This window comes from Citrobacter sp. Igbk 14, from assembly GCF_028069825.1.
In the GTDB taxonomy this organism is placed as follows: Bacteria; Pseudomonadota; Gammaproteobacteria; order Enterobacterales; family Enterobacteriaceae; genus Citrobacter.
The window spans coordinates 1-19,229 of sequence record NZ_JANEWM010000008.1 but is presented as its reverse complement, the minus strand read 5'-3'; the positions used below and the strand labels follow the sequence as shown (position 1 = coordinate 19,229).

Sequence of the window (19,229 nt, the reverse complement as noted above, 5' to 3'; positions counted from 1 at the left end):
AGGCTCTGAGAAGTCGCTGTTCTGAGCTTAACGTCTGTTTTAGTGAAACGCCGCATTCTACACTACATCGCCGAGGCGAGGAAATGTTCATAGAGCAAGGATAGCGGGAACTGGAAACAACTTTGCAAAGTCAGTGAAACTTTCGCCGGATGGCGGCATAAACGCCTTATCCGGCCTACTTCTGCATCTGAGGACGCTGTAGGCCTGATAAGCGCAGCGCCATCAGGCAAAGATATCACTGCTGGGTTTCGACGCGAATAAGATCGGGCGGGAGAGCAACGTTGAGAATAACCGGTTGCCAGGCTTCGCGCTCAGCAAGCTTACGGGAATATCCTCGCGCAATCAGGAATCCCCCCACGCCGCCCAGTATCGCCCCGCTGAGTGCGGCGATATCGCTGCCAAACAGCACCTGAAACAGCGCAGCAAAAATAAAGAGTCCCGCCAGCGGAGACATATACACTAGCATCGCCGAGCCTAACAGACTCCCTTCGGCAATACCCAGTTCAACTTTTTGCCCTGGCGTCAGCGGTTCATCGCTGGGTACCACGATAGTATGCGTTGTTTGCGGCCCCAGTTTGTTCAGCACACGACTGCCGCATCCAGCCCGCGACGCGCAGCTGCTACACGATGCTTTAACATCGCAGCTGACCGTCGCCAAGCCATTTTGCCAGGAAACAACCGTTGCCCATTCTTTAATCATTGCGCGGCCCTGAACTTAATATTGTCCGCGATACGCTTTGCCGTTTGCGGCGGGAGCTCGCCCACAATGGTGATTTCGGCGTTATCCCGCACGGTAGTACTGACCGTTCGGCGTCCGGTGCGCAGCAGTTGATCGGCGCTGTTTTGCGACGCGCGGTTCACGTTCACAGAAAAACTGAACAGGCCATCAGAATACAAGCGCGATTCAATCGGCATGTTATCCATTGTCGGCAGTGGACGTCGGCTGCTGGAGACTTCACTGAATCCTTGTGGTAACCACGATGGACTCCAGTTGAAGTTAGTTTTCTCCCCCGCTGGAACAGACAGTAACGGCGGAAGATTTGCTTTCGCCAGCGTCTGCATGCTGTCGCTAACCCCGTTATTGACGGTAAAGGCGATAACGCGGAATTGTTCAAGCGTTTCGCCATCCCGATCGAGGAGATCGACACGCATTGGCAGCTTAGTTTCGGTGTCCATCCAGACGATGTAGCTGTAACGCGTACCGTCACGCGCGACCACGCGGATAACTTCACAGAGTCGGTCTGCAATACGCGTGCGGCCTACCGCGATAAAATCATAGTAGGGAGCAAGACGTTTAAAGTCGGTGTAAATCAGGGATGGCAGAGAATCAACGATATAGTCGCCATTCAGCGTGAATGGTTCGAGTCCCGGCTCAAAGTAACTGATTTCGTTGCCACGTTGCACCACTTCCCGGCGCGGTCCATCCATTTGCAACAACTGTGCAAGAGGGCGGTTGTCCTGGCGGGCATGGCGATAACGTAGGGATTCAACGCCCTGTTTATTGATGCTGACAAATGACAGCTCATAGGTGAGCGACTGGCTGGCCAGATTCATCTGCTGCAACAACGCCCCGGACGCAGGATTGGCCGAGGCGTTTACAGAGAAGAACAGGCTACCAGCCACAAGTGACATGGCAAACCAAAGTTGCTTCATTACTGCGATTGCGTTCCTAAAGTTTGAATTCCTGGCACCTGGACAGCGGCTTGCTGTGTTTGCGCCTGCTCAAACTGAAGCTGTTCGGAGTGCAGTCGACGTTGCAGTTCGTAATCTTGCAACATGGCATTAATACGACGACGCTGCTCCTGTACCTGCTGTTGCTGACCGCCGCTGGCAGTCGCGTCAGAAGGTACACCCAGGCTCACCGGACTGGCTTTACCCATCATCGGTAATGTATTAAATACCGGCGTTTCGGGCTGCTGGGACGTTTCAGATTGTCCATTATAGTGCTGGACGCCAACAATAACTGCAAGTGATACACACGCGGCTACACCCATTTGGGTAAGCTGCGCGGCCCACGGACGCATTTTCTTCCAGAATGGCATTTTCTGCCACTGATGCGGTGCTGGCTGGGCCTCAGGGATCAATGGCGCCGCCTGACGTACTGGCTCATCTGCGATGGCAGCCATTACGCGGTCGGAAATATCGAAATGGAGAACGTCGGCGGTATCACCTCGCATAGAATCGCGAATCAGGTGATAACTCTCCCAGGTTTTTTGCATTTCCGGGTCATGAGTCAGCTCTTTGAGTAACTCAGTGTCCAGCGTTTCGCCATCCATTAAAGCGGAAAGTTTTTCTTTCTGCATGCCTAATACCTTTTCCAGTATCCCGCTATCGTCAACGCCTGATAAGCGGTTGAACTTTATTATCAATAGCTTCCCTCGCTCGGAAGATACGTGAACGCACCGTACCCACCGGACAATCCATGATAGCGGCTATCTCTTCATAGCTCAGGCCATCCAGCTCCCGCAAGGTTATTGCCATGCGTAAATCTTCCGGGAGGGACTCAATAGTTCGGAAAACTATCTGTCTCAGTTCTTCTGACAACATTAAGTTCTCAGGGTTCGAAATTTCTTTCAGTGCTCCGCCACTTTCGTAATTTTCTGCTTCAATCGCATCTATATCACTGGAAGGTGGACGACGCCCCTGAGCGACCAGGTAATTCTTCGCTGTATTGACTGCAATACGATACAGCCAAGTATAAAAAGCACTATCTCCCCGGAACGAATCCAGCGCACGATAGGCCTTGATAAATGCTTCTTGTACAACATCGGGAACATCGCCCGAAGGTACATAGCGGGAAACCAGACTCGCCACTTTATGCTGGTAGCGAACCACCAGTAAGTTAAAGGCTTTCTGATCTCCCTTCTGGACCCGTTCAACCAGGACCTGGTCCGTTAACTGCTCGCTCATCCGAGGTAAAGTCTCCCCAAACCAAATTTCCACGCGCTTTCGAAACGCCACTCCATAAGCTTCACTATGAGCAAGCAAAAGCTTAGAGTGCTCAAGTTTCGTAAAGTTCCGTTACGCATTTGTTTTTGTTTGTCATGTTGTAGACAGGTCTTATCTCTCATTATAAGTCTACATAACCCGATCAACGCACTATCTGTATAGAAATGCCCATTTCACCGCTTGCAGAGTAACCCAACGGCCACTTTATTTCACCTCATAATCTGATGCTAACGGCCTGCTTCACAAAATATTTTTGCTCTTTCACTCATCCACATGCCCTTCCTTTGTGTTTAGCCATTGCAACACAGTTAAAAATAAAACGTGCAGTATCGCGCAATGTGGTGCTATGGTGACCAAACACTGTTTAGTAAATTAAACAAAAATCATGAATACGACTCCTGAATTATCCTGTGACGTGCTGATCATTGGCAGCGGGGCTGCCGGACTCTCACTGGCGCTACGCCTGGCTGAAAAACATCAGGTCATTGTCCTGAGCAAAGGGCCGGTTAGCGAAGGCTCGACATTTTATGCTCAGGGTGGCATCGCCGCCGTTTTTGATGAAACCGACAGCATTGACTCCCACGTTGAAGACACGCTGATTGCAGGAGCCGGTCTTTGCGATCGTCATGCCGTTGAGTTTGTTGCCAGCAACGCCCGTTCGTGTGTCCAGTGGCTGATTGATCAAGGCGTCTTATTTGATACTCAGGTTCAGCCCAACGGCGAAGAAAGCTATCACCTGACCCGAGAAGGCGGCCATAGCCATCGGCGGATCCTGCATGCGGCAGATGCCACCGGTAAAGAGGTCGAAACCACGTTGGTCAGCCAGGCGCAAAGTCATCCGAATATTCGGGTACTGGAGCGCAGTAACGCCGTGGACCTGATCATCTCAGATAAAATTGGTCTGCCGGGGACACGCAGGGTTGTTGGAGCATGGATTTGGAACCGGAATAAAGAGGCTGTTGAAACCTGTCATGCGAAGTCAGTCGTGCTGGCTACCGGCGGTGCTTCTAAAGTGTATCAATACACCACCAACCCGGATATTTCCTCCGGTGATGGGATAGCCATGGCCTGGCGTGCGGGTTGCCGCGTTGCCAATCTCGAATTTAACCAGTTTCACCCAACCGCGCTGTATCATCCACAAGCGCGCAATTTTCTGCTGACCGAAGCGCTGCGCGGCGAAGGCGCGCACCTGAAACGCCCGGATGGCTCACGCTTTATGCCCGACTTTGACAAGCGCGGCGAGCTGGCCCCGCGTGATATTGTCGCCCGTGCCATCGACCATGAAATGAAGCGTTTGGGTGCTGACTGCATGTTCCTCGACATCAGCCATAAACCCGAAGAATTTGTCCGTCAGCATTTCCCGATGATTTATGAAAAACTGTTAGGCCTGGGTATTGATCTGACCAAAGAGCCGGTCCCCATCGTCCCTGCTGCACACTATACCTGCGGCGGTGTAATGGTTGATGACTTTGGCCGCACAGATGTCGACGGTTTATATGCAATCGGTGAGGTGAGCTATACCGGTCTGCATGGTGCCAATCGCATGGCGTCGAACTCGCTGCTGGAGTGTCTGGTGTATGGCTGGTCTGCAGCGGAAGATATTGACCGCAGAATGCCCTATGCCCGCGGCGTTAACGCCCTCCCAAGTTGGGATGAAAGTCGGGTAGAAAACCCGGATGAATTGGTTGTTATCCAGCATAACTGGCATGAGTTACGGCTATTTATGTGGGATTACGTCGGCATCGTGCGTACGACCAAACGTCTGGAGCGTGCGCTGCGACGTATCACGATGCTACAGCAAGAAATCGACGAATATTACGCCCATTTCCGCGTGTCGAATAATTTGCTGGAACTGCGCAATCTGGTGCAGGTAGCCGAGTTAATTGTACGCTGTGCGATGATGCGCAAAGAAAGTCGGGGCCTACACTACACGCTGGATTATCCAGAGCAGCTTCCTGAATCAGGCCCGTCCATTCTCTCGCCGTTAAACCATCACATAAACAGATAAAATGCCTGGGTCAGCGCCGTGTAGCCTTCAGAATAACGCTGGTCTGACCCACGGATAACCAGCCTGTCGCTAAAGCACTCCCCGGCCTGCGGGGAGAATGCCAACAAAACCCGATGTGGTAACCGGGCTTCCGTTTCGGCGACATCCGTACGCAGACGCAAATGCCAGCCCATACTTAATGCCTGCTGGGTAAACGCGTTGCCAATTTGCTCCGGCAGCACCACACAAAAAAAACCTTCTTCGGTAATGCTGTCAGCCGCCAGCGTGAGCAACGCTTGGTGATCGAGCGTGGTGGTATAGCGTGCCTGCTCGCGCTGCGGTGTAGCACATTCCACGCCCTGTTCATAATAGGGAGGGTTGCTGATAATCAGGTCAAAACGTACGGTCTGACGCGGAACCCATTGCTGAGCATCCTCTGAATGTACCCTCACACGATGCATCCACGGAGATTGCGCAATGTTTTCCTGCGCCTGCTGCGCAGCATCAACATCAAGCTCCACGGCGTCAATGATGACGTTTTCATCAGTGCGCTGGGCCAGCATCAGCGCCAGCAGGCCGCTCCCGGTACCAATATCCAGGATCCGCTTTACGCCAGCCACAGGAGCCCAGGCACCCAATAAAATACCGTCCGTTCCGACTTTCATTGCACAACGATCGTGTGCCACAAAAAACTGCTTAAAAGTAAACCCATTACGCCGAAGTACGGATGTAGACTGAGGCATGAAGAACAACCTTCCTGGGAAAAAAACGATAACATAGGATAAAAACAATACCTGAGAAGGTATATCCATACAAACAGATGAAGATTGCAGCCGTAACGTCTATAATCAGCGCCCCACTCAGAGGTAGAACATGACTGTAACGACTTTTTCCGAACTTGAACTCGATGAAAGCCTGCTGGAAGCCCTCCAGGAAAAAGGTTTCACTCGCCCGACCGCCATTCAGGCTGCCGCCATTCCGCCTGCGCTCGATGGCCGTGATGTACTCGGTTCTGCGCCGACAGGCACCGGTAAAACGGCGGCATATTTGCTGCCAGCGTTGCAGCACCTGCTCGACTTCCCGCGCAAGAAATCCGGTCCGCCGCGCATTTTAATCCTGACACCGACGCGCGAACTGGCGATGCAGGTTGCCGAACACGCCCGTGAGCTGGCAAAGAATACGCATCTGGATATTGCTACCATTACCGGCGGCGTGGCTTACATGAACCACATGGAAGTCTTTAGCGAAAACCAGGACATCGTGGTCGCCACCACGGGTCGCCTGCTGCAGTACATTAAAGAAGAAAACTTCGACTGTCATGCGGTTGAGACACTGATCCTCGATGAAGCAGACCGCATGCTGGACATGGGCTTTGCCCAGGACATCGAACATATCGCCGGTGAAACCCGCTGGCGTAAGCAAACTATGCTGTTCTCCGCCACGCTGGAAGGCGACGCGATCAAAGATTTTGCCGAGCGTCTGCTGGAAGATCCGGTCGAAGTCTCCGCGGATCCGTCCACCCGCGAACGCAAGAAGATCCATCAGTTTTACTACCGTGCCGATGATATCGAGCACAAAACTGCCATGCTGATCCATCTGCTAAAACAGCCGGAAGCGACCCGCTCAATTGTCTTTGTCCGTAAACGCGAACGTGTGCACGAGCTGGCAGGTTGGCTGCGCCAGGCTGGCATCAATAACTGCTATCTCGAAGGCGAGATGGTGCAGATTAAGCGTAACGAAGCGATCAAACGCCTGACCGATGGTCGCGTGAACGTGCTGGTAGCAACTGACGTTGCCGCACGCGGGATCGATATTCCTGACGTCAGCCACGTGTTTAACTTCGACATGCCGCGCAGTGGCGATGCCTATCTGCACCGCATTGGTCGTACCGGTCGTGCCGGGCGTAAAGGCACTGCGATCTCTTTGGTTGAAGCGCACGACCACCTGCTGCTTGGCAAAGCGAGCCGCTATATTGACGAACCACTGAAGGCACGCGTCATCGACGAACTGCGTCCAACCACGCGCGCGCCAAGTGAGAAATCAAACGGTAAACCATCCAAGAAAGTGCTGGCGAAACGTGCAGAGAAAAAAGCAAAAGAGAAAGAGAAGCCGCGGGTGAAAAAACGTCACCGCGACGCCAAGAATATCGGCAAACGTCGTAAACCGAGCGGAGCTGCTACCCAGCAGTCCGACAAAGAGTAAGCAGAATGCCGGGCCAGTCAGCCCGGCATTTTTTCATGTACAGCAAAGCTCTCTGTAATACATTCCATAAAAACCCGCATCGCCGGGCTAACGACTTTTCCGGCATGATGTGCGCACAATGCGGTAATCAGTTCAGGCTTTTCACTGAACGGCAACTCGATTAATTCTCCCGAGTGTAATTCCTTCTCAACGGTAAACCGCGGTAAAAAACTGACACCAAGATTCGCAGAGACACACTGCTTGATGCTTTCGATACTCCATAGCTCAATAGTATTCTCCAGCGTAATCTGTCGCTTACGCAGCAGACTTTCAAAACGCTGTCTAAAAATACATTGTGGTTCATTAATGATAAAACTGCAGGGAATATGCTGATTATACTGAGTGAAATCAACATCCTGAAGAACCGGAGAGGCCACCAGCGCCAGTGACTGTTCACCCAGTGACAGCATCTCAAGCGCATCATCATTTCCCACCCGATAAAACACCCCCAGATCTACCTCATCACCCAGCAGAGCATCACGAATGACATAACAATTGAGCGATTGTAGGGACAACCGAACATTAGGAGCGCGTTGTTTAAAGCGCTGTAAAACCTGCGGCATTTTATAGGCCAGCAGCGTTTCTCCGGTTGCGACGCGGAGATCGCCGCTCGGCTGTGCATCTTGTTGCGCCGTCTGACGTATCGATGCCATCACGCGAGTCAGGTCATGTATATGTGGCATCAGCCGTTTCCCCTCACTGGTGAGACACATCCGCCGGCCAATTTTTTCGAATAACTGTATTGAGAGTTCTTGTTCAAGCTGTTGAATATGAAACGTTACGGTTGATTGCGTACAGCAAAGCTTTTGTGAAGCCCGAAGGAATGAGCCCTCTTCCACTACCGTTTTTAGCGTAATAAACCGACGTAAATCCATCCTCACCAACCTATCGAAATTATCGAATTCAAGATGCAAAAACATTCATTTTTTTAAATGTTGTGTCTCGGGTACTGTCTGCTAAAACAGAGGAGATAACAAGTGACACCCATGCTTTTAAGTGCATTCTGGACCTATACACTGATTACTGCGCTAACACCCGGCCCGAATAATATCCTCGCGCTCAGTGCGGCGACATCACATGGCTTGCGTCAGAGCACGCGTGTTCTGGCCGGAATGAGTCTGGGCTTTTTAATCGTCATGCTGCTGTGCGCCGGTATCTCGTTTTCGCTGGCCGTCCTGGATCCGGCTATCATTCATTGGCTGAGTTGGGCAGGGGCAGCCTACATTTTATGGCTGGCCATGAAAATCGCCACCAGCCCAGCCTCAAACGATAGTCTACAGGCGGAACCGATTAGCTTTTGGGCGAGTTTTGGTTTGCAGTTTGTGAACGTCAAAATCATTTTGTATGGCATTACTGCGTTATCCACGTTTGTGTTGCCATATACCCAGGATGCTTACTGGTTGATTGGTGTCAGTATTCTGCTGGCGCTGATTGGAACATTTGGCAATGCCTGCTGGGCGCTGGCTGGTCATCTTTTTCAGCGTATCTTCCGCCACTATGGACGGCAGCTGAATATCGTTCTGGCACTACTGTTGGTTTATTGTGCGGTGAGGATTTTTTACTAACGGATGTGAAAAGGCGGAAGATGCACTAACATCTTCCGCCTTTTGATTTTCTGCTAATCGGGGTTACTCCCCGCGAGCCTTACAGGCTCTCAGTAAAGGTACGAGCAATAACGTCGCGCTGCTGTTCTGGGGTCAGAGAGTTGAAACGCACTGCATAACCAGAAACACGGATGGTCAGCTGCGGATATTTTTCTGGATGCTTAACCGCATCTTCCAGCGTTTCGCGACGCAGAACGTTCACGTTCAGGTGCTGACCACCTTCCACGCGGACTTCCGGCTGTACGTCAACCGGTACTTCACGGTATTCGATTTCGCCCAGTTTGCTGACGGCAACGACTTCATCAGCATTGAAACCTGCTTTCGCAACGATGCAGCGTGCTTCGCCTTTTTCGCTGTCCAGCAGCCAGAAAGAGTTCAGCAGGTCGTCGTTTGCAGCTTTAGTAATCTGGATACCTGTAATCATGTTGATGCCTCCCCGGCAAAATTATTTGATTTCGGTTGGCCTCATCCGGCCAATTGGTAAAACCATTGTTGCTTGAGTGTATATATACCCCTCACACACCCTTGAATCTTTGATTTAAATCAATAAAAACCACACATGAAAAGTGGTGATAGGTGGATTTTATTGTTTTACATCAACTTACACCATGTGCGCAGGTAAACTTTTTACATAAATTTTCAACTATCTTTAAGGGGTAGCGCTTTGAGAAACGTGCAGAATTTTGCGCCGTTGAAAGAAGCAGTTAAGCTATGGGGATTGAAAAAATCGCAGGAGAGCGAGATGGCCACCGAATTAACCTGGCACGATGTGCTGGCTGAAGAGAAACAGCAGCCCTATTTTGTGAACACGCTGCATACCGTTGCCGGCGAACGCCAGTCAGGTATGACAATTTATCCGCCACAAAAAGATGTGTTTAACGCTTTTCGCTTTACTGAGCTTGGCGACGTTAAAGTTGTCATTCTGGGACAAGATCCATACCACGGTCCAGGGCAGGCCCATGGTCTGGCTTTCTCTGTACGTCCAGGCATCGCCACTCCGCCGTCATTACTGAACATGTATAAAGAGCTGGAAGCCACCATCCCGGGATTTACCCGTCCGACACATGGATACCTGGAGAGTTGGGCTCGTCAGGGGGTGCTGCTACTGAACACCGTTCTCACCGTTCGGGCGGGTCAGGCGCATTCGCATGCCAGCCTGGGTTGGGAAACCTTTACCGATAAAGTCATTAGCCTGATTAACGAACATCGTGAAGGCGTTGTTTTCCTGCTTTGGGGCTCTCACGCCCAGAAGAAAGGGACCATTATTGATGCACAGCGCCACCATGTGCTGAAAGCGCCGCACCCGTCCCCCCTTTCTGCCCATCGCGGTTTCTTTGGCTGTAATCACTTTGTACTGGCAAATGAATGGCTGGAACAACGGGGAGAAAAGCCGATTGACTGGATGCCGGTATTGCCGGCGGAGAGCGAGTAAAAAAATGCCAGCGAATCGCTGGCATTTTTATTATCAGGCTTTGTTCTGACGCCACCACTCCGCGAGCAGCACACCTGTCGCAACGGAGACGTTAAGCGTTTCTACGTTGCCAGTACCGTCAATCGCCACGCACAGATCGTCTGCTGAGCAAGCTGCTTCTGGCAAAGCTTCACGCTCGCGGCCTAACACCAGCACCATTTTTTCTGGCAGCGTGGTGTTAAATAGCGGCTTACCTTTGTCGCTTGAGGTCATGACGACGGTGTAACCCGCCTGGCGGAAATCATCCAGCACATCCACAATACTGTCGCCAGTAATGGGTTGTACATGCTCAGCACCACCTTCAGCGGTACGGATAGCCGCACCTGATTCCAGTAATGCTGCGTCCTGTACTACTACGCCTTTTACGCCGAAGTGCGCACAGCTACGCATCATACCGCCCAGGTTATGCGGGTTTGCGATATCTTCCAGCGCCAGCACACAATCCTGCGCTCCGGCCTGAGCAACCCACTGCTTAACGGTAGTACCGTTACGTTTTTTGATCAGGAAGCAAACACCGCCATGGTGCTCAGTACCAGACGCTTTCGCCAGTTCGGCCTCATCAACCACGTGATAGGCTTTGCGGTTTGCAGCCATCCAGCGCAATGCTTCTTTGAATCGCGGGGTGACGCTCTGAATAAACCAGGCGCGGACGATGGCGTCCGGGCGGCTCTGGAACAGCGCCTGACACGCATTTTCGCCATAAACACGGGTTTCTTCCGCGCGCTGACGACGCAGTACTTCAGGATCGATAAAGCTCTTACCGCTGATGCCACCATGATCGGCTTTATCCGCAGTGTCATCATTCGGTGCGCGGGATACGGTACGCCACGGTGAATCTTCACGTCTGCGATCGCGTTCTACATCACGGTCACGACCACGTTCACGACCGCGTTCACTGTTCGGACCCTTTCTGTCATCACGGGCAGGGCGACGACCGCCTTCGGCTCGGGAAGTACCGGGGCGACCGCCGCCTTTGCCAGTACGTGGATTTTGGGTGCGTTTATCCGAGTCATCGTCACTGCGGACGTACATCACTTTGACCTTGCCGTTTTTGTTCTTCAGTTCGTCGCTCATGTTTTTCTCCACCTGCTCTGCGCGAAGCGCGCAGATTACCCGATGTGCACGTCGTTAGCCATTATTTCATTTAAAAGCTAATGACTATTGTACTCATTGAATAAAACGCATTGTTGTTTAAAACAGTCTCTCCGATAATATGTAACATAATAGAAACATACTGGCGTCATTGCCGCGAAGTCCACCCTACTCATCCAGAGGTTAGTTATGAATACCGTTTGTACCAGCTGCCAGGCTATCAACCGCATTCCCGACGATCGTGTTCAGGAAGCGGCCAAATGCGGACGCTGTGGTCACGACCTGTTTGACGGGGAGGTGATCAATGCGACCGGTGAAACGCTGGATAAGCTGCTAAAAGACGATCTTCCGGTGGTAGTTGATTTTTGGGCACCATGGTGTGGCCCGTGCCGTAACTTCGCACCTATTTTTGAAGATGTCGCGGAAGAGCGTAGCGGTAAAGTGCGCTTTGTTAAAGTGAATACGGAAGCCGAACGCGAACTCAGCGCACGTTTCGGTATCCGCAGCATTCCGACCATCATGATCTTCAGGAAGGGTGAAGTCGTCGATATGCTGAATGGCGCAGTACCCAAAGCCCCGTTTGATAGCTGGCTTAACGAATCATTATAATCTCTGCGGGGCGCATCTTGTGCCCCGTTTTCACCTCTGCGACAATAGCGTTTTTCAACGTGTTTCCTCATGACCGATAACGCTGTTCTTCAGTTACGCGCTGAGCGCCTCGCGCGCGCCACACGTCCTTTTCTTGCCCGAGGCAACCGCATTCGTCGCTGTCAGCGTTGTCTGCTACCGCTGAAACTCTGCCTGTGCGCAACATGGGTGCCTTCTCAGGCCAAAAGCCGTTTTTGTCTGATGATGTTCGATACCGAACCGATGAAGCCCAGTAACACAGGACGCTTGATTGCCGATATTTTACCCAATACTGCGGCTTTTCAGTGGTCTCGTACCGAACCACCGCAGGAACTGCTTGATCTGGTGCAACATCCTGATTATCAGCCAATGGTCGTTTTCCCCGCGTCTTATGCCGGTGAAGAACGTGAAGTCATTTTCACACCGCCAGCCGGTAAACCACCATTGTTTATCATGCTTGATGGCACCTGGCCGGAAGCACGTAAAATGTTCCGTAAAAGTCCCTACCTCGACAACCTGCCGGTGATCTCCGTCGATCTATCGCGCCTTTCCGCATACCACCTGCGCGGGGTGCACGCCGAGGGACAGTACTGCACTGCCGAAGTCGCCATTGCCTTACTGGATTTGGCAGGGGATACGCAAGCGGCTGAAGGCTTAAGCGCTCACTTCACGCGCTTTAAAACACGCTACCTGGCAGGAAAAACTCAACATCAGGGAAGCGTCACAGCAGACTCAACAGAAAGCGTTTAAAATCATTCGGTCACTGGAGTCATTAAGGAAGCCGATATGAGTCAACGTGGTCTGGAAGCGCTACTGCGACCGAAATCCATTGCCGTGATTGGGGCATCAATGAAGCCCAATCGAGCAGGATACCTGATGATGCGTAACCTGCTGGCAGGCGGGTTCAACGGCCCCGTTTTACCAGTGACCCCCGCCTGGAAAGCTGTGTTGGGCGTACTGGCCTGGCCCAATATTGGCAGCCTGCCTTTTTCTCCTGACCTGGCCATTTTGTGTACCAATGCCAGCCGTAATCTGGCGTTACTGGAAGCACTGGGCGAGAAAGGCTGCAAAACCTGCATTATTCTCTCGGCTCCCGCGGTGCAACATGCTGAACTGCTGGCCTGCGCATCACGTTATAAAATTCGTCTACTGGGCCCTAACAGTCTCGGGCTTCTGGCCCCCTGGCAGGGACTTAACGCCAGCTTCTCCCCCGTTCCGATTAAGCGCGGTAAGCTGGCTTTTATCTCTCAATCCGCCGCTGTATCCAATACCATACTCGACTGGGCACAGCAGAGAGAAATGGGCTTTTCTTACTTTATCGCACTGGGCGACAGCCTGGATATTGATGTTGATGAACTACTCGACTACCTGGCGCGCGACAGCAAAACCAGCGCGATATTGCTCTACCTCGAACATTTAAGCGATGCCCGGCGTTTTGTCTCCGCTGCGCGCAGCGCCTCGCGTAACAAACCTATTCTGGTGATTAAAAGTGGCCGTAGCCCCGCAGCACAGCGTTTACTGCATACCAGTTCCGGAATGGACCCAGCCTGGGATGCGGCGATTCAACGTGCTGGTTTATTGCGCGTACAGGACACTCATGAACTTTTCTCGGCGGTCGAAACCCTGAGCCACATGCGCCCACTACGTGGCGACAGACTGATGATCATCAGCAATGGGGCCGCTCCCGCGGCGCTGGCATTAGATGAACTGTGGTCGCGAAACGGTAAGCTGGCCGCGCTGAGTGAGGAAACCTGCCAGAAATTACGCGATGCCTTACCTGCTCACGTGGATATCGCCAACCCACTGGATCTGCGTGACGATGCCAGCAGCGAACACTACGTTAAGACACTGGATATTTTACTCGCCAGTCAGGATTTTGACGCACTGATGGTCATTCACTCACCCAGTGCGGCAGCCCCCGGAACCGAGAGCGCACAGGCGCTAATTGAAGCCGTCAAACACCATCCGCGAGGTAAGTTCGTCTCCTTGCTGACCAACTGGTGCGGCGAGTTTTCATCCCAGGAAGCTCGCAGGTTGTTTAGTGAAGCCGGATTACCCACCTATCGTACGCCGGAAGGTACCATTACGGCCTTCATGCACATGGTCGAATATCGGCGTAACCAGAAGCAACTGCGAGAAACACCAGCCCTACCCGATAGCCTGACCGCCAACACCGCCGAGGCGCATAATCTGTTACAGCAGGCGATTGCTGAGGGAGCAACATCGCTGGATACCCATGAAGTACAGCCGATTTTGCAAGCCTATGGTTTACACACTTTACCAACCTGGATCGCCAGCGACAGTGCGGAAGCCGTACACATTGCAGAACAAATCGGTTACCCGGTAGCACTGAAGCTTCGCTCTCCTGATATCCCACATAAGTCAGAAGTTCAGGGGGTTATGTTGTACCTGCGTACGGCAACAGAAGTGCAGCAGGCCGCGAATGCGATTTTTGATCGGGTAAAAATGGCCTGGCCACAGGCACGTATCCACGGTTTGTTAGTACAAAGTATGGCTAACCGCGCTGGTGCTCAGGAGCTGCGCGTCGTCGTCGAACATGACCCTGTGTTTGGCCCACTGATTATGTTGGGTGAAGGCGGAGTTGAGTGGCGTCCTGAAGAGCAAGCAGTTGTCGCATTGCCGCCACTCAACATGAACCTGGCGCGTTATCTGGTGATCCAGGGGATCAAAAACAAAAAGATCCGCGCCCGCAGCGCACTACGTCCACTGGATATCGCCGGGTTAAGCCAGCTTCTGGTGCAGGTCTCCAACCTGATCGTCGATTGTCCGGAAATTCAGCGACTGGATATCCATCCTCTGCTGGCCTCTGCAGGGGAATTTACTGCACTGGACGTCACACTGGATATTGCCCCTTTCACGGGCGATAACGAAAGCAGGCTGGCGGTACGCCCTTATCCCCATCAGCTTGAAGAGTGGGTCGAGATGAAAAACGGCGAGCGCTGTCTGTTCCGCCCTATTCTTCCGGAAGATGAACCCTATCTGCAGCAGTTCATTTCACAGGTGACGAAAGAAGATCTTTACTATCGCTACTTCAGCGAGATCAACGAATTCACCCATGAAGATTTAGCTAACATGACGCAGATCGACTACGATCGGGAAATGGCCTTTGTGGCCGTGCGTTGTCGTGATAACCACGAAGAGATCCTCGGCGTGACACGGGCTATCTCCGATCCGGATAATATCGATGCGGAATTTGCCGTACTGGTTCGTTCAGATCTCAAAGGGCTGGGTTTAGGTCGTCGGTTGATGGAAAAGTTGATTGCATACACTCGAGATCACGGACTTAGACGTTTAAATGGTATTACGATGCCAAACAATCGTGGGATGGTCGCCCTGGCCCGAAAACTCGGGTTTGATGTCGACGTCCAGCTCGAAGAGGGAATTGTTGGGCTAACGCTGAATCTGGCCCAATATGAGGAATCGTGAGTAAGGTACTGGAAATGTTGACCACATTCATGGGTACTGGTGGTATCATTGCCCGCTTATGTCGTCTGCAAAGCACAGAGGACCCTTCAATGAACAGAGAAGAAATGCACTGTGATGTTGTCAAAATTTAAGCGTAATAAACATCAACAACACCTTGCCCAACTACCTAAGATTTCTCAGTCAGTTGATGATGTAGATTTCTTTTATGCTCCCGCAAATTTCAGGGAGACTCTGCTGGAGAAAATAGCCAGCGCGACGCGACGGATCTGCATTATTGCGCTGTACCTGGAACAGGATGACGGCGGTAAAGGCATACTCGACGCGCTCTATGCGGCAAAGCGGCAGCGTCCTGAACTGGATATTCGGGTGCTTGTCGACTGGCATCGAGCCCAGCGTGGACGCATTGGTGTTGCGGCATCCAATACCAACGCTGACTGGTATTGCCGCATGGCGCAAGAAAACCCTGGTATCGATATCCCTGTCTACGGCGTGCCAATTAACACCCGCGAAGCGCTTGGTGTTCTGCATTTTAAAGGCTTTATCATTGATGATAGCGTCCTGTATAGCGGGGCCAGTCTGAACGATGTTTACTTACATCAACATGATAAATACCGCTATGACCGCTATCAGCTGATTCGCAACGCGAAGATGGCCGATATCATGTACGAGTGGGTTACTCAGAACCTGATGAATGGGCGCGGCGTTAATCGTCTTGATGATATCCATCGTCCTAAAAGTCCGGAAATTAAAAACGATATCCGCCTGTACCGTCAGGAATTGCGCGATGCCTCCTTCCATTTCCAGGGAGATGCGGATAATGAGCAACTGTCGGTCACGCCGCTGGTTGGGCTCGGTAAATCCAGTCTGTTAAATAAGACTATTTTCCACCTCATGCCCTGTGCGGAGCACAAACTCACCATTTGTACGCCTTATTTCAACCTGCCAGCCATCCTGGTACGCAATATCATTCAACTGCTGCGCGAAGGCAAAAAGGTCGAGATCATTGTCGGCGATAAAACGGCTAACGACTTTTTCATTCCGGAAGATGAACCCTTTAAGATCATCGGCGCGCTGCCCTATTTATATGAAATTAATCTGCGCCGTTTCCTGAGCCGGCTACAGTATTACGTGAATACCGATCAGCTCGTCGTACGCTTATGGAAAGATGATGACAACACCTATCATCTGAAAGGTATGTGGGTTGATGATAAATGGATGCTGCTCACCGGCAATAATCTTAACCCCCGCGCCTGGCGGCTGGATTTGGAAAACGCCATTCTTATCCACGATCCCCAGCAGGAACTGACTCCCCAGCGTGATAAAGAGCTGGAGCTTATCCGCACGCACACCACCGTCGTGAAACACTATCGCGACTTGCAAAGTATTGCTGACTATCCGGTGAAAGTGCGTAAGCTTATCCGTCGATTACGCCGTATTCGAATCGACAGATTAATCAGCCGGATTCTGTAATCAAAACCCCGTCCAGTGACGGGGTTTTTCCTATGGAGGTAACGGTGCGCCTGTGTATTCTTGCCAGTGTTTTGCTTCTTTCCGGTTGTAGCCACATGGCTAACGACAGCTGGAGTGGGCAAGACAAAGCTCAACACTTTATCGCCTCGGCCATGCTTGCCGCAGCGGGGAACGAGTATGCACAGCATCAGGGAAACAGTCGCGATCGTAGCGCAGCTATCGGTTTGATGTTCTCTGTCAGCCTTGGGGCATCAAAAGAGCTGTGGGACAGCCGCCCCGCTGGGAGCGGCTGGAGCTGGAAAGACTTTGCCTGGGATGTGGCGGGCGCATCAACCGGCTATGCCGTTTGGCAACTGGCACATCATTAGAGGCGTAAGCCTTTTCCCTTACTGTGTAACATCAGCGAAACCAGGAATGCGACCACCGCCATCGCAGTGACATACCAGAAGAATGACGTTTCCATGCCGACAGATTTTAGGGATAACGCGACATATTCAGCCGAACCCCCAAACAGGGCATTGGCTACCGCATACGACAATCCCACCCCCAACGCACGGACCTGCGCTGGAAACATCTCTGCTTTCAGTATCCCGCTGATGGAAGTATAGAAACTGACGATCAACAAGGCGCACATCACAAGAACAAATGCCACAAACGGAGAACTCACATTTTGCAGCGCAGACAGAATAGGTACAGTGAAAATCGTCGCCAGCGCACCAAAACATAGCATTGAAGTCCGTCGGCCTATTTTATCTGACAACGCACCGAACAGCGGTTGTACCAACATAAACACGCACAATGCGGCCGTCATAATGCCGCTGGCCACGTTGGCATGCATACCCGCCGTATTAACCAGATATTTCTGCATGTAGGTCGTAAACGTATAAAAACACAGAGAACCCGCGGCGGTAAAGCCAAGTACCATGACAAAGGCTTTGCGATTACGCCACAACCCTTTCAGAGACCCCGCTTCTTTCAACGCACGGACATCCTGTTTTGATGTTTCATCCAGTTGACGACGCAGCCACAATGCCACAATCGCCAATACAGCGCCCAGCGCAAACGGAATACGCCAGCCCCAGGCTCTGAGCGCAGAATCTTCCAGGGTTTGCTGTAATATGACCACAACCAGCAATGCCAGTAACTGCCCGCCGATTAATGTCACGTACTGGAATGAAGCATAAAAACCTTTCTTACCTTCAACGGCTACTTCACTCATGTAAGTCGCGCTAGTACCGTATTCCCCACCAACGGACAGCCCCTGGAATAATCTGGCCAGCAGTAATAGTGCGGGAGCCCAGGTGCCGATCGTCTCATATCCAGGCAGACAGGCGATCACCAGCGATCCCATGCACATCATGCAGACAGATAACAGCATGGACTTTTTACGTCCGTGTTTATCTGCAATACGACCAAAAAGCCATCCTCCGATTGGCCGCATCAGAAAGCCTGCAGCGAAAACTCCGGCGGTTTGTAACAATTGAGTGGTGGTATTTCCGGAAGGAAAAAAGATGTGGGCAAAATAAAGGGAACAGAAAGAGTAGATATAGAAATCAAACCATTCAACCAGATTCCCTGACGATGCACCAACAATTGCCCATATACGACGCCGGGTGTCGCCATCTGCCAGCGCCCCGTTCTCAGTTACACTGCTATCAGCCATTAGAATTGTACCCCTGCCAGGATCTTATGAATCTATCAATGATGTTTTGCGTCTGTTTTAGTAAATTAAATGTTATATAGTTGTTATAATTTATTATGAGAGATAGATCACGATTTTAATTAGCAGGGAAAGGATTAAGAAATGTTCGGGGGAAGAGAACCTGGTTGGCTGTCAGAAATAGCACAGGCCTTTGTTGGCCGGATAAAGCGTTCACGTCGCACCTGGCGATGTGCCACCGGGAATGTCTGATGGTCCAGACAGTTGTAGGCCGGATAAGGCGATACGCCGCATCCGGCAAAATGCCGTCGGGAGTGCCTGATGCGCTGCGCTTATCAGGCCTACAACATACATTCAGTCCGGTGCATCCGGCGGTTTTCACCCCGCACAGACGCAAAAAAGCCCGTCCGTCAGGATGGGCTTCTTCACTTATTTGATGCCTGGCAGTTTATGGCGGGCGTCCTGCCCGCCACTCTCCGGGCCGTTGCTGCGCAACGTTCAAATCTGCTCCCGGCGGATTTGTCCTGCTCAGGAGAGCGCTCACCGACAGACTGCAGATAAAACAAAAGGCCCAGTCTTTCGACTGAGCCTTTCGCTTTTATTTGATGCCTGGCAGTTCCCTACTCTCGCATGGGGAGACCCCACACTACCATCGGCGCTACGGCGTTTCACTTCTGAGTT

At 51.8% G+C, this 19,229-nt stretch carries 19 protein-coding genes and 1 rRNA gene; 9 read left to right on the top strand and 11 right to left on the bottom strand.

Translation table 11 applies throughout. The features are described 5' to 3' along the window. Positions 1-235: 235 nt before the first annotated feature. From rseC to rseD, 5 genes are read right to left on the bottom strand one after another with little or no spacing between them, the layout of a single operon-like run. Positions 236-700: a SoxR-reducing system protein RseC gene (gene rseC / locus NNN64_RS04865; protein ID WP_202038023.1), complete on the bottom strand. Its 465-nt coding sequence runs from the start codon at positions 698-700 to the stop codon at positions 236-238. Beyond that, entirely contained in the window at positions 697-1,653 is a 957-nt protein-coding gene (rseB, locus tag NNN64_RS04860) for a sigma-E factor regulatory protein RseB (RefSeq protein ID WP_048210886.1), read from the bottom strand. The genes rseC and rseB overlap by 4 nt, the downstream gene beginning before the upstream one ends. After that, positions 1,653-2,303 (bottom strand): anti-sigma-E factor RseA, encoded by a 651-nt coding sequence (rseA, locus tag NNN64_RS04855; protein ID WP_271440664.1) that lies wholly within the window; start codon positions 2,301-2,303, stop codon positions 1,653-1,655. Before rseA ends, rseB begins: the two co-directional genes overlap by 1 nt. A 31-nt stretch (positions 2,304-2,334) precedes the next feature. Further along, complete coding sequence (rpoE, locus tag NNN64_RS04850; protein ID WP_003037573.1) at positions 2,335-2,910, bottom strand: RNA polymerase sigma factor RpoE; 576 nt, start codon at positions 2,908-2,910, stop codon at positions 2,335-2,337. Next, complete coding sequence (rseD, locus tag NNN64_RS04845; protein ID WP_124022090.1) at positions 2,907-3,071, bottom strand: rpoE leader peptide RseD; 165 nt, start codon at positions 3,069-3,071, stop codon at positions 2,907-2,909. Before rseD ends, rpoE begins: the two co-directional genes overlap by 4 nt. Positions 3,072-3,334: 263 nt before the next feature. Between rseD and nadB the strand changes: the two genes are divergently transcribed. Further along, positions 3,335-4,957 (top strand): L-aspartate oxidase, encoded by a 1,623-nt coding sequence (gene nadB / locus NNN64_RS04840; protein ID WP_271440663.1) that lies wholly within the window; start codon positions 3,335-3,337, stop codon positions 4,955-4,957. Here the strand turns inward: nadB and trmN are convergent. After that, positions 4,942-5,679 carry a tRNA(1)(Val) (adenine(37)-N(6))-methyltransferase TrmN gene (trmN, locus tag NNN64_RS04835; protein ID WP_271440662.1) on the bottom strand — a complete coding sequence of 246 codons (738 nt, stop codon included), beginning with the start codon at positions 5,677-5,679 and terminating at the stop codon, positions 4,942-4,944. The genes nadB and trmN overlap by 16 nt on opposite strands. 130 nt (positions 5,680-5,809) lie before the next feature. Here trmN and srmB point away from each other — a divergent pair, with 130 nt between their 5' ends. Next, the gene (srmB, locus tag NNN64_RS04830) at positions 5,810-7,138 is read left to right on the top strand and encodes an ATP-dependent RNA helicase SrmB (protein WP_271440661.1); all 1,329 of its coding nucleotides are present in this window, start codon (positions 5,810-5,812) and stop codon (positions 7,136-7,138) included. 17 nt (positions 7,139-7,155) lie between these two features. Here srmB and NNN64_RS04825 read toward each other — a convergent pair whose 3' ends face one another. After that, positions 7,156-8,052, bottom strand: coding sequence for a LysR family transcriptional regulator (locus NNN64_RS04825; RefSeq protein ID WP_271440660.1), 897 nt, complete (start codon positions 8,050-8,052; stop codon positions 7,156-7,158). Between the two features lie 102 nt (positions 8,053-8,154). Here NNN64_RS04825 and eamB point away from each other — a divergent pair, with 102 nt between their 5' ends. Continuing rightward, positions 8,155-8,742: a cysteine/O-acetylserine transporter gene (eamB, locus tag NNN64_RS04820; RefSeq protein WP_271440659.1), complete on the top strand. Its 588-nt coding sequence runs from the start codon at positions 8,155-8,157 to the stop codon at positions 8,740-8,742. A gap of 79 nt (positions 8,743-8,821) precedes the next feature. Here the strand turns inward: eamB and grcA are convergent, their stop codons facing one another. Next, positions 8,822-9,205 (bottom strand): autonomous glycyl radical cofactor GrcA, encoded by a 384-nt coding sequence (grcA, locus tag NNN64_RS04815; protein WP_003037563.1) that lies wholly within the window; start codon positions 9,203-9,205, stop codon positions 8,822-8,824. 318 nt (positions 9,206-9,523) lie between these two features. Here grcA and ung point away from each other — a divergent pair, with 318 nt between their 5' ends. Beyond that, on the top strand, positions 9,524-10,213 hold the full coding sequence (ung, locus tag NNN64_RS04810) for a uracil-DNA glycosylase (RefSeq protein WP_271440658.1): 690 nt from the start codon (positions 9,524-9,526) through the stop codon (positions 10,211-10,213). Positions 10,214-10,246: 33 nt separating this feature from the next. Here ung and NNN64_RS04805 read toward each other — a convergent pair whose 3' ends face one another. Beyond that, the gene (locus NNN64_RS04805; protein ID WP_271440657.1) at positions 10,247-11,326 is read right to left on the bottom strand and encodes a tRNA/rRNA methyltransferase; all 1,080 of its coding nucleotides are present in this window, start codon (positions 11,324-11,326) and stop codon (positions 10,247-10,249) included. Between the two features lie 207 nt (positions 11,327-11,533). Between NNN64_RS04805 and trxC the strand changes: the two genes are divergently transcribed. From trxC to NNN64_RS04775, 5 genes are all read left to right on the top strand, one after another. After that, positions 11,534-11,953, top strand: coding sequence for a thioredoxin TrxC (gene trxC / locus NNN64_RS04800; protein ID WP_137383461.1), 420 nt, complete (start codon positions 11,534-11,536; stop codon positions 11,951-11,953). Between the two features lie 69 nt (positions 11,954-12,022). Further along, positions 12,023-12,721 carry a tRNA-uridine aminocarboxypropyltransferase gene (gene tapT / locus NNN64_RS04795; protein ID WP_271440656.1) on the top strand — a complete coding sequence of 233 codons (699 nt, stop codon included), beginning with the start codon at positions 12,023-12,025 and terminating at the stop codon, positions 12,719-12,721. Positions 12,722-12,757: 36 nt separating this feature from the next. Then, a complete protein-coding gene (locus NNN64_RS04790) occupies positions 12,758-15,418 on the top strand; it encodes a bifunctional acetate--CoA ligase family protein/GNAT family N-acetyltransferase (RefSeq protein WP_271440655.1) in 2,661 nt (886 codons plus the stop codon). A 114-nt stretch (positions 15,419-15,532) separates the two neighbouring features. Then, a complete protein-coding gene (pssA, locus tag NNN64_RS04780; RefSeq protein WP_271440707.1) occupies positions 15,533-16,888 on the top strand; it encodes a CDP-diacylglycerol--serine O-phosphatidyltransferase in 1,356 nt (451 codons plus the stop codon). 32 nt (positions 16,889-16,920) lie between these two features. After that, positions 16,921-17,256, top strand: a complete 336-nt coding sequence (locus tag NNN64_RS04775; RefSeq protein WP_416348269.1) for a YfiM family lipoprotein — start codon at positions 16,921-16,923, stop codon at positions 17,254-17,256. On the opposite strand, the gene NNN64_RS04770 is transcribed toward NNN64_RS04775, so the two are convergent. Together NNN64_RS04770 and rrf are read right to left on the bottom strand one after the other, a co-directional pair. Beyond that, the gene (locus NNN64_RS04770) at positions 17,253-18,551 is read right to left on the bottom strand and encodes an MFS transporter (protein ID WP_271440654.1); all 1,299 of its coding nucleotides are present in this window, start codon (positions 18,549-18,551) and stop codon (positions 17,253-17,255) included. The two genes, NNN64_RS04775 and NNN64_RS04770, sit on opposite strands and share 4 nt — an antisense overlap. A gap of 604 nt (positions 18,552-19,155) precedes the next feature. Further along, positions 19,156-19,229 (bottom strand): 5S ribosomal RNA (gene rrf, locus NNN64_RS23310); the annotation flags it as partial.

Excerpts from the sequence above, each read along its gene's own strand:
- rseD (WP_124022090.1), bottom strand. The coding sequence starts at position 3,071 with ATGAGAGATAAGACCTGTCTACAACATGACAAACAAAAACAAATGCGT.
- NNN64_RS04775 (WP_416348269.1), top strand. The coding sequence starts at position 16,921 with ATGGAGGTAACGGTGCGCCTGTGTATTCTTGCCAGTGTTTTGCTTCTT.
- srmB (WP_271440661.1), top strand. The coding sequence starts at position 5,810 with ATGACTGTAACGACTTTTTCCGAACTTGAACTCGATGAAAGCCTGCTG.
- trmN (WP_271440662.1), bottom strand. The coding sequence starts at position 5,679 with ATGCCTCAGTCTACATCCGTACTTCGGCGTAATGGGTTTACTTTTAAG.
- rseB (WP_048210886.1), bottom strand. The coding sequence starts at position 1,653 with ATGAAGCAACTTTGGTTTGCCATGTCACTTGTGGCTGGTAGCCTGTTC.
- grcA (WP_003037563.1), bottom strand. The coding sequence starts at position 9,205 with ATGATTACAGGTATCCAGATTACTAAAGCTGCAAACGACGACCTGCTG.
- tapT (WP_271440656.1), top strand. The coding sequence starts at position 12,023 with ATGACCGATAACGCTGTTCTTCAGTTACGCGCTGAGCGCCTCGCGCGC.
- NNN64_RS04790 (WP_271440655.1), top strand. The coding sequence starts at position 12,758 with ATGAGTCAACGTGGTCTGGAAGCGCTACTGCGACCGAAATCCATTGCC.
- rpoE (WP_003037573.1), bottom strand. The coding sequence starts at position 2,910 with ATGAGCGAGCAGTTAACGGACCAGGTCCTGGTTGAACGGGTCCAGAAG.
- pssA (WP_271440707.1), top strand. The coding sequence starts at position 15,533 with ATGTTGTCAAAATTTAAGCGTAATAAACATCAACAACACCTTGCCCAA.
- NNN64_RS04825 (WP_271440660.1), bottom strand. The coding sequence starts at position 8,052 with ATGGATTTACGTCGGTTTATTACGCTAAAAACGGTAGTGGAAGAGGGC.
- ung (WP_271440658.1), top strand. The coding sequence starts at position 9,524 with ATGGCCACCGAATTAACCTGGCACGATGTGCTGGCTGAAGAGAAACAG.
- trxC (WP_137383461.1), top strand. The coding sequence starts at position 11,534 with ATGAATACCGTTTGTACCAGCTGCCAGGCTATCAACCGCATTCCCGAC.
- NNN64_RS04805 (WP_271440657.1), bottom strand. The coding sequence starts at position 11,326 with ATGAGCGACGAACTGAAGAACAAAAACGGCAAGGTCAAAGTGATGTAC.
- rseC (WP_202038023.1), bottom strand. The coding sequence starts at position 700 with ATGATTAAAGAATGGGCAACGGTTGTTTCCTGGCAAAATGGCTTGGCG.
- rseA (WP_271440664.1), bottom strand. The coding sequence starts at position 2,303 with ATGCAGAAAGAAAAACTTTCCGCTTTAATGGATGGCGAAACGCTGGAC.
- NNN64_RS04770 (WP_271440654.1), bottom strand. The coding sequence starts at position 18,551 with ATGGCTGATAGCAGTGTAACTGAGAACGGGGCGCTGGCAGATGGCGAC.
- nadB (WP_271440663.1), top strand. The coding sequence starts at position 3,335 with ATGAATACGACTCCTGAATTATCCTGTGACGTGCTGATCATTGGCAGC.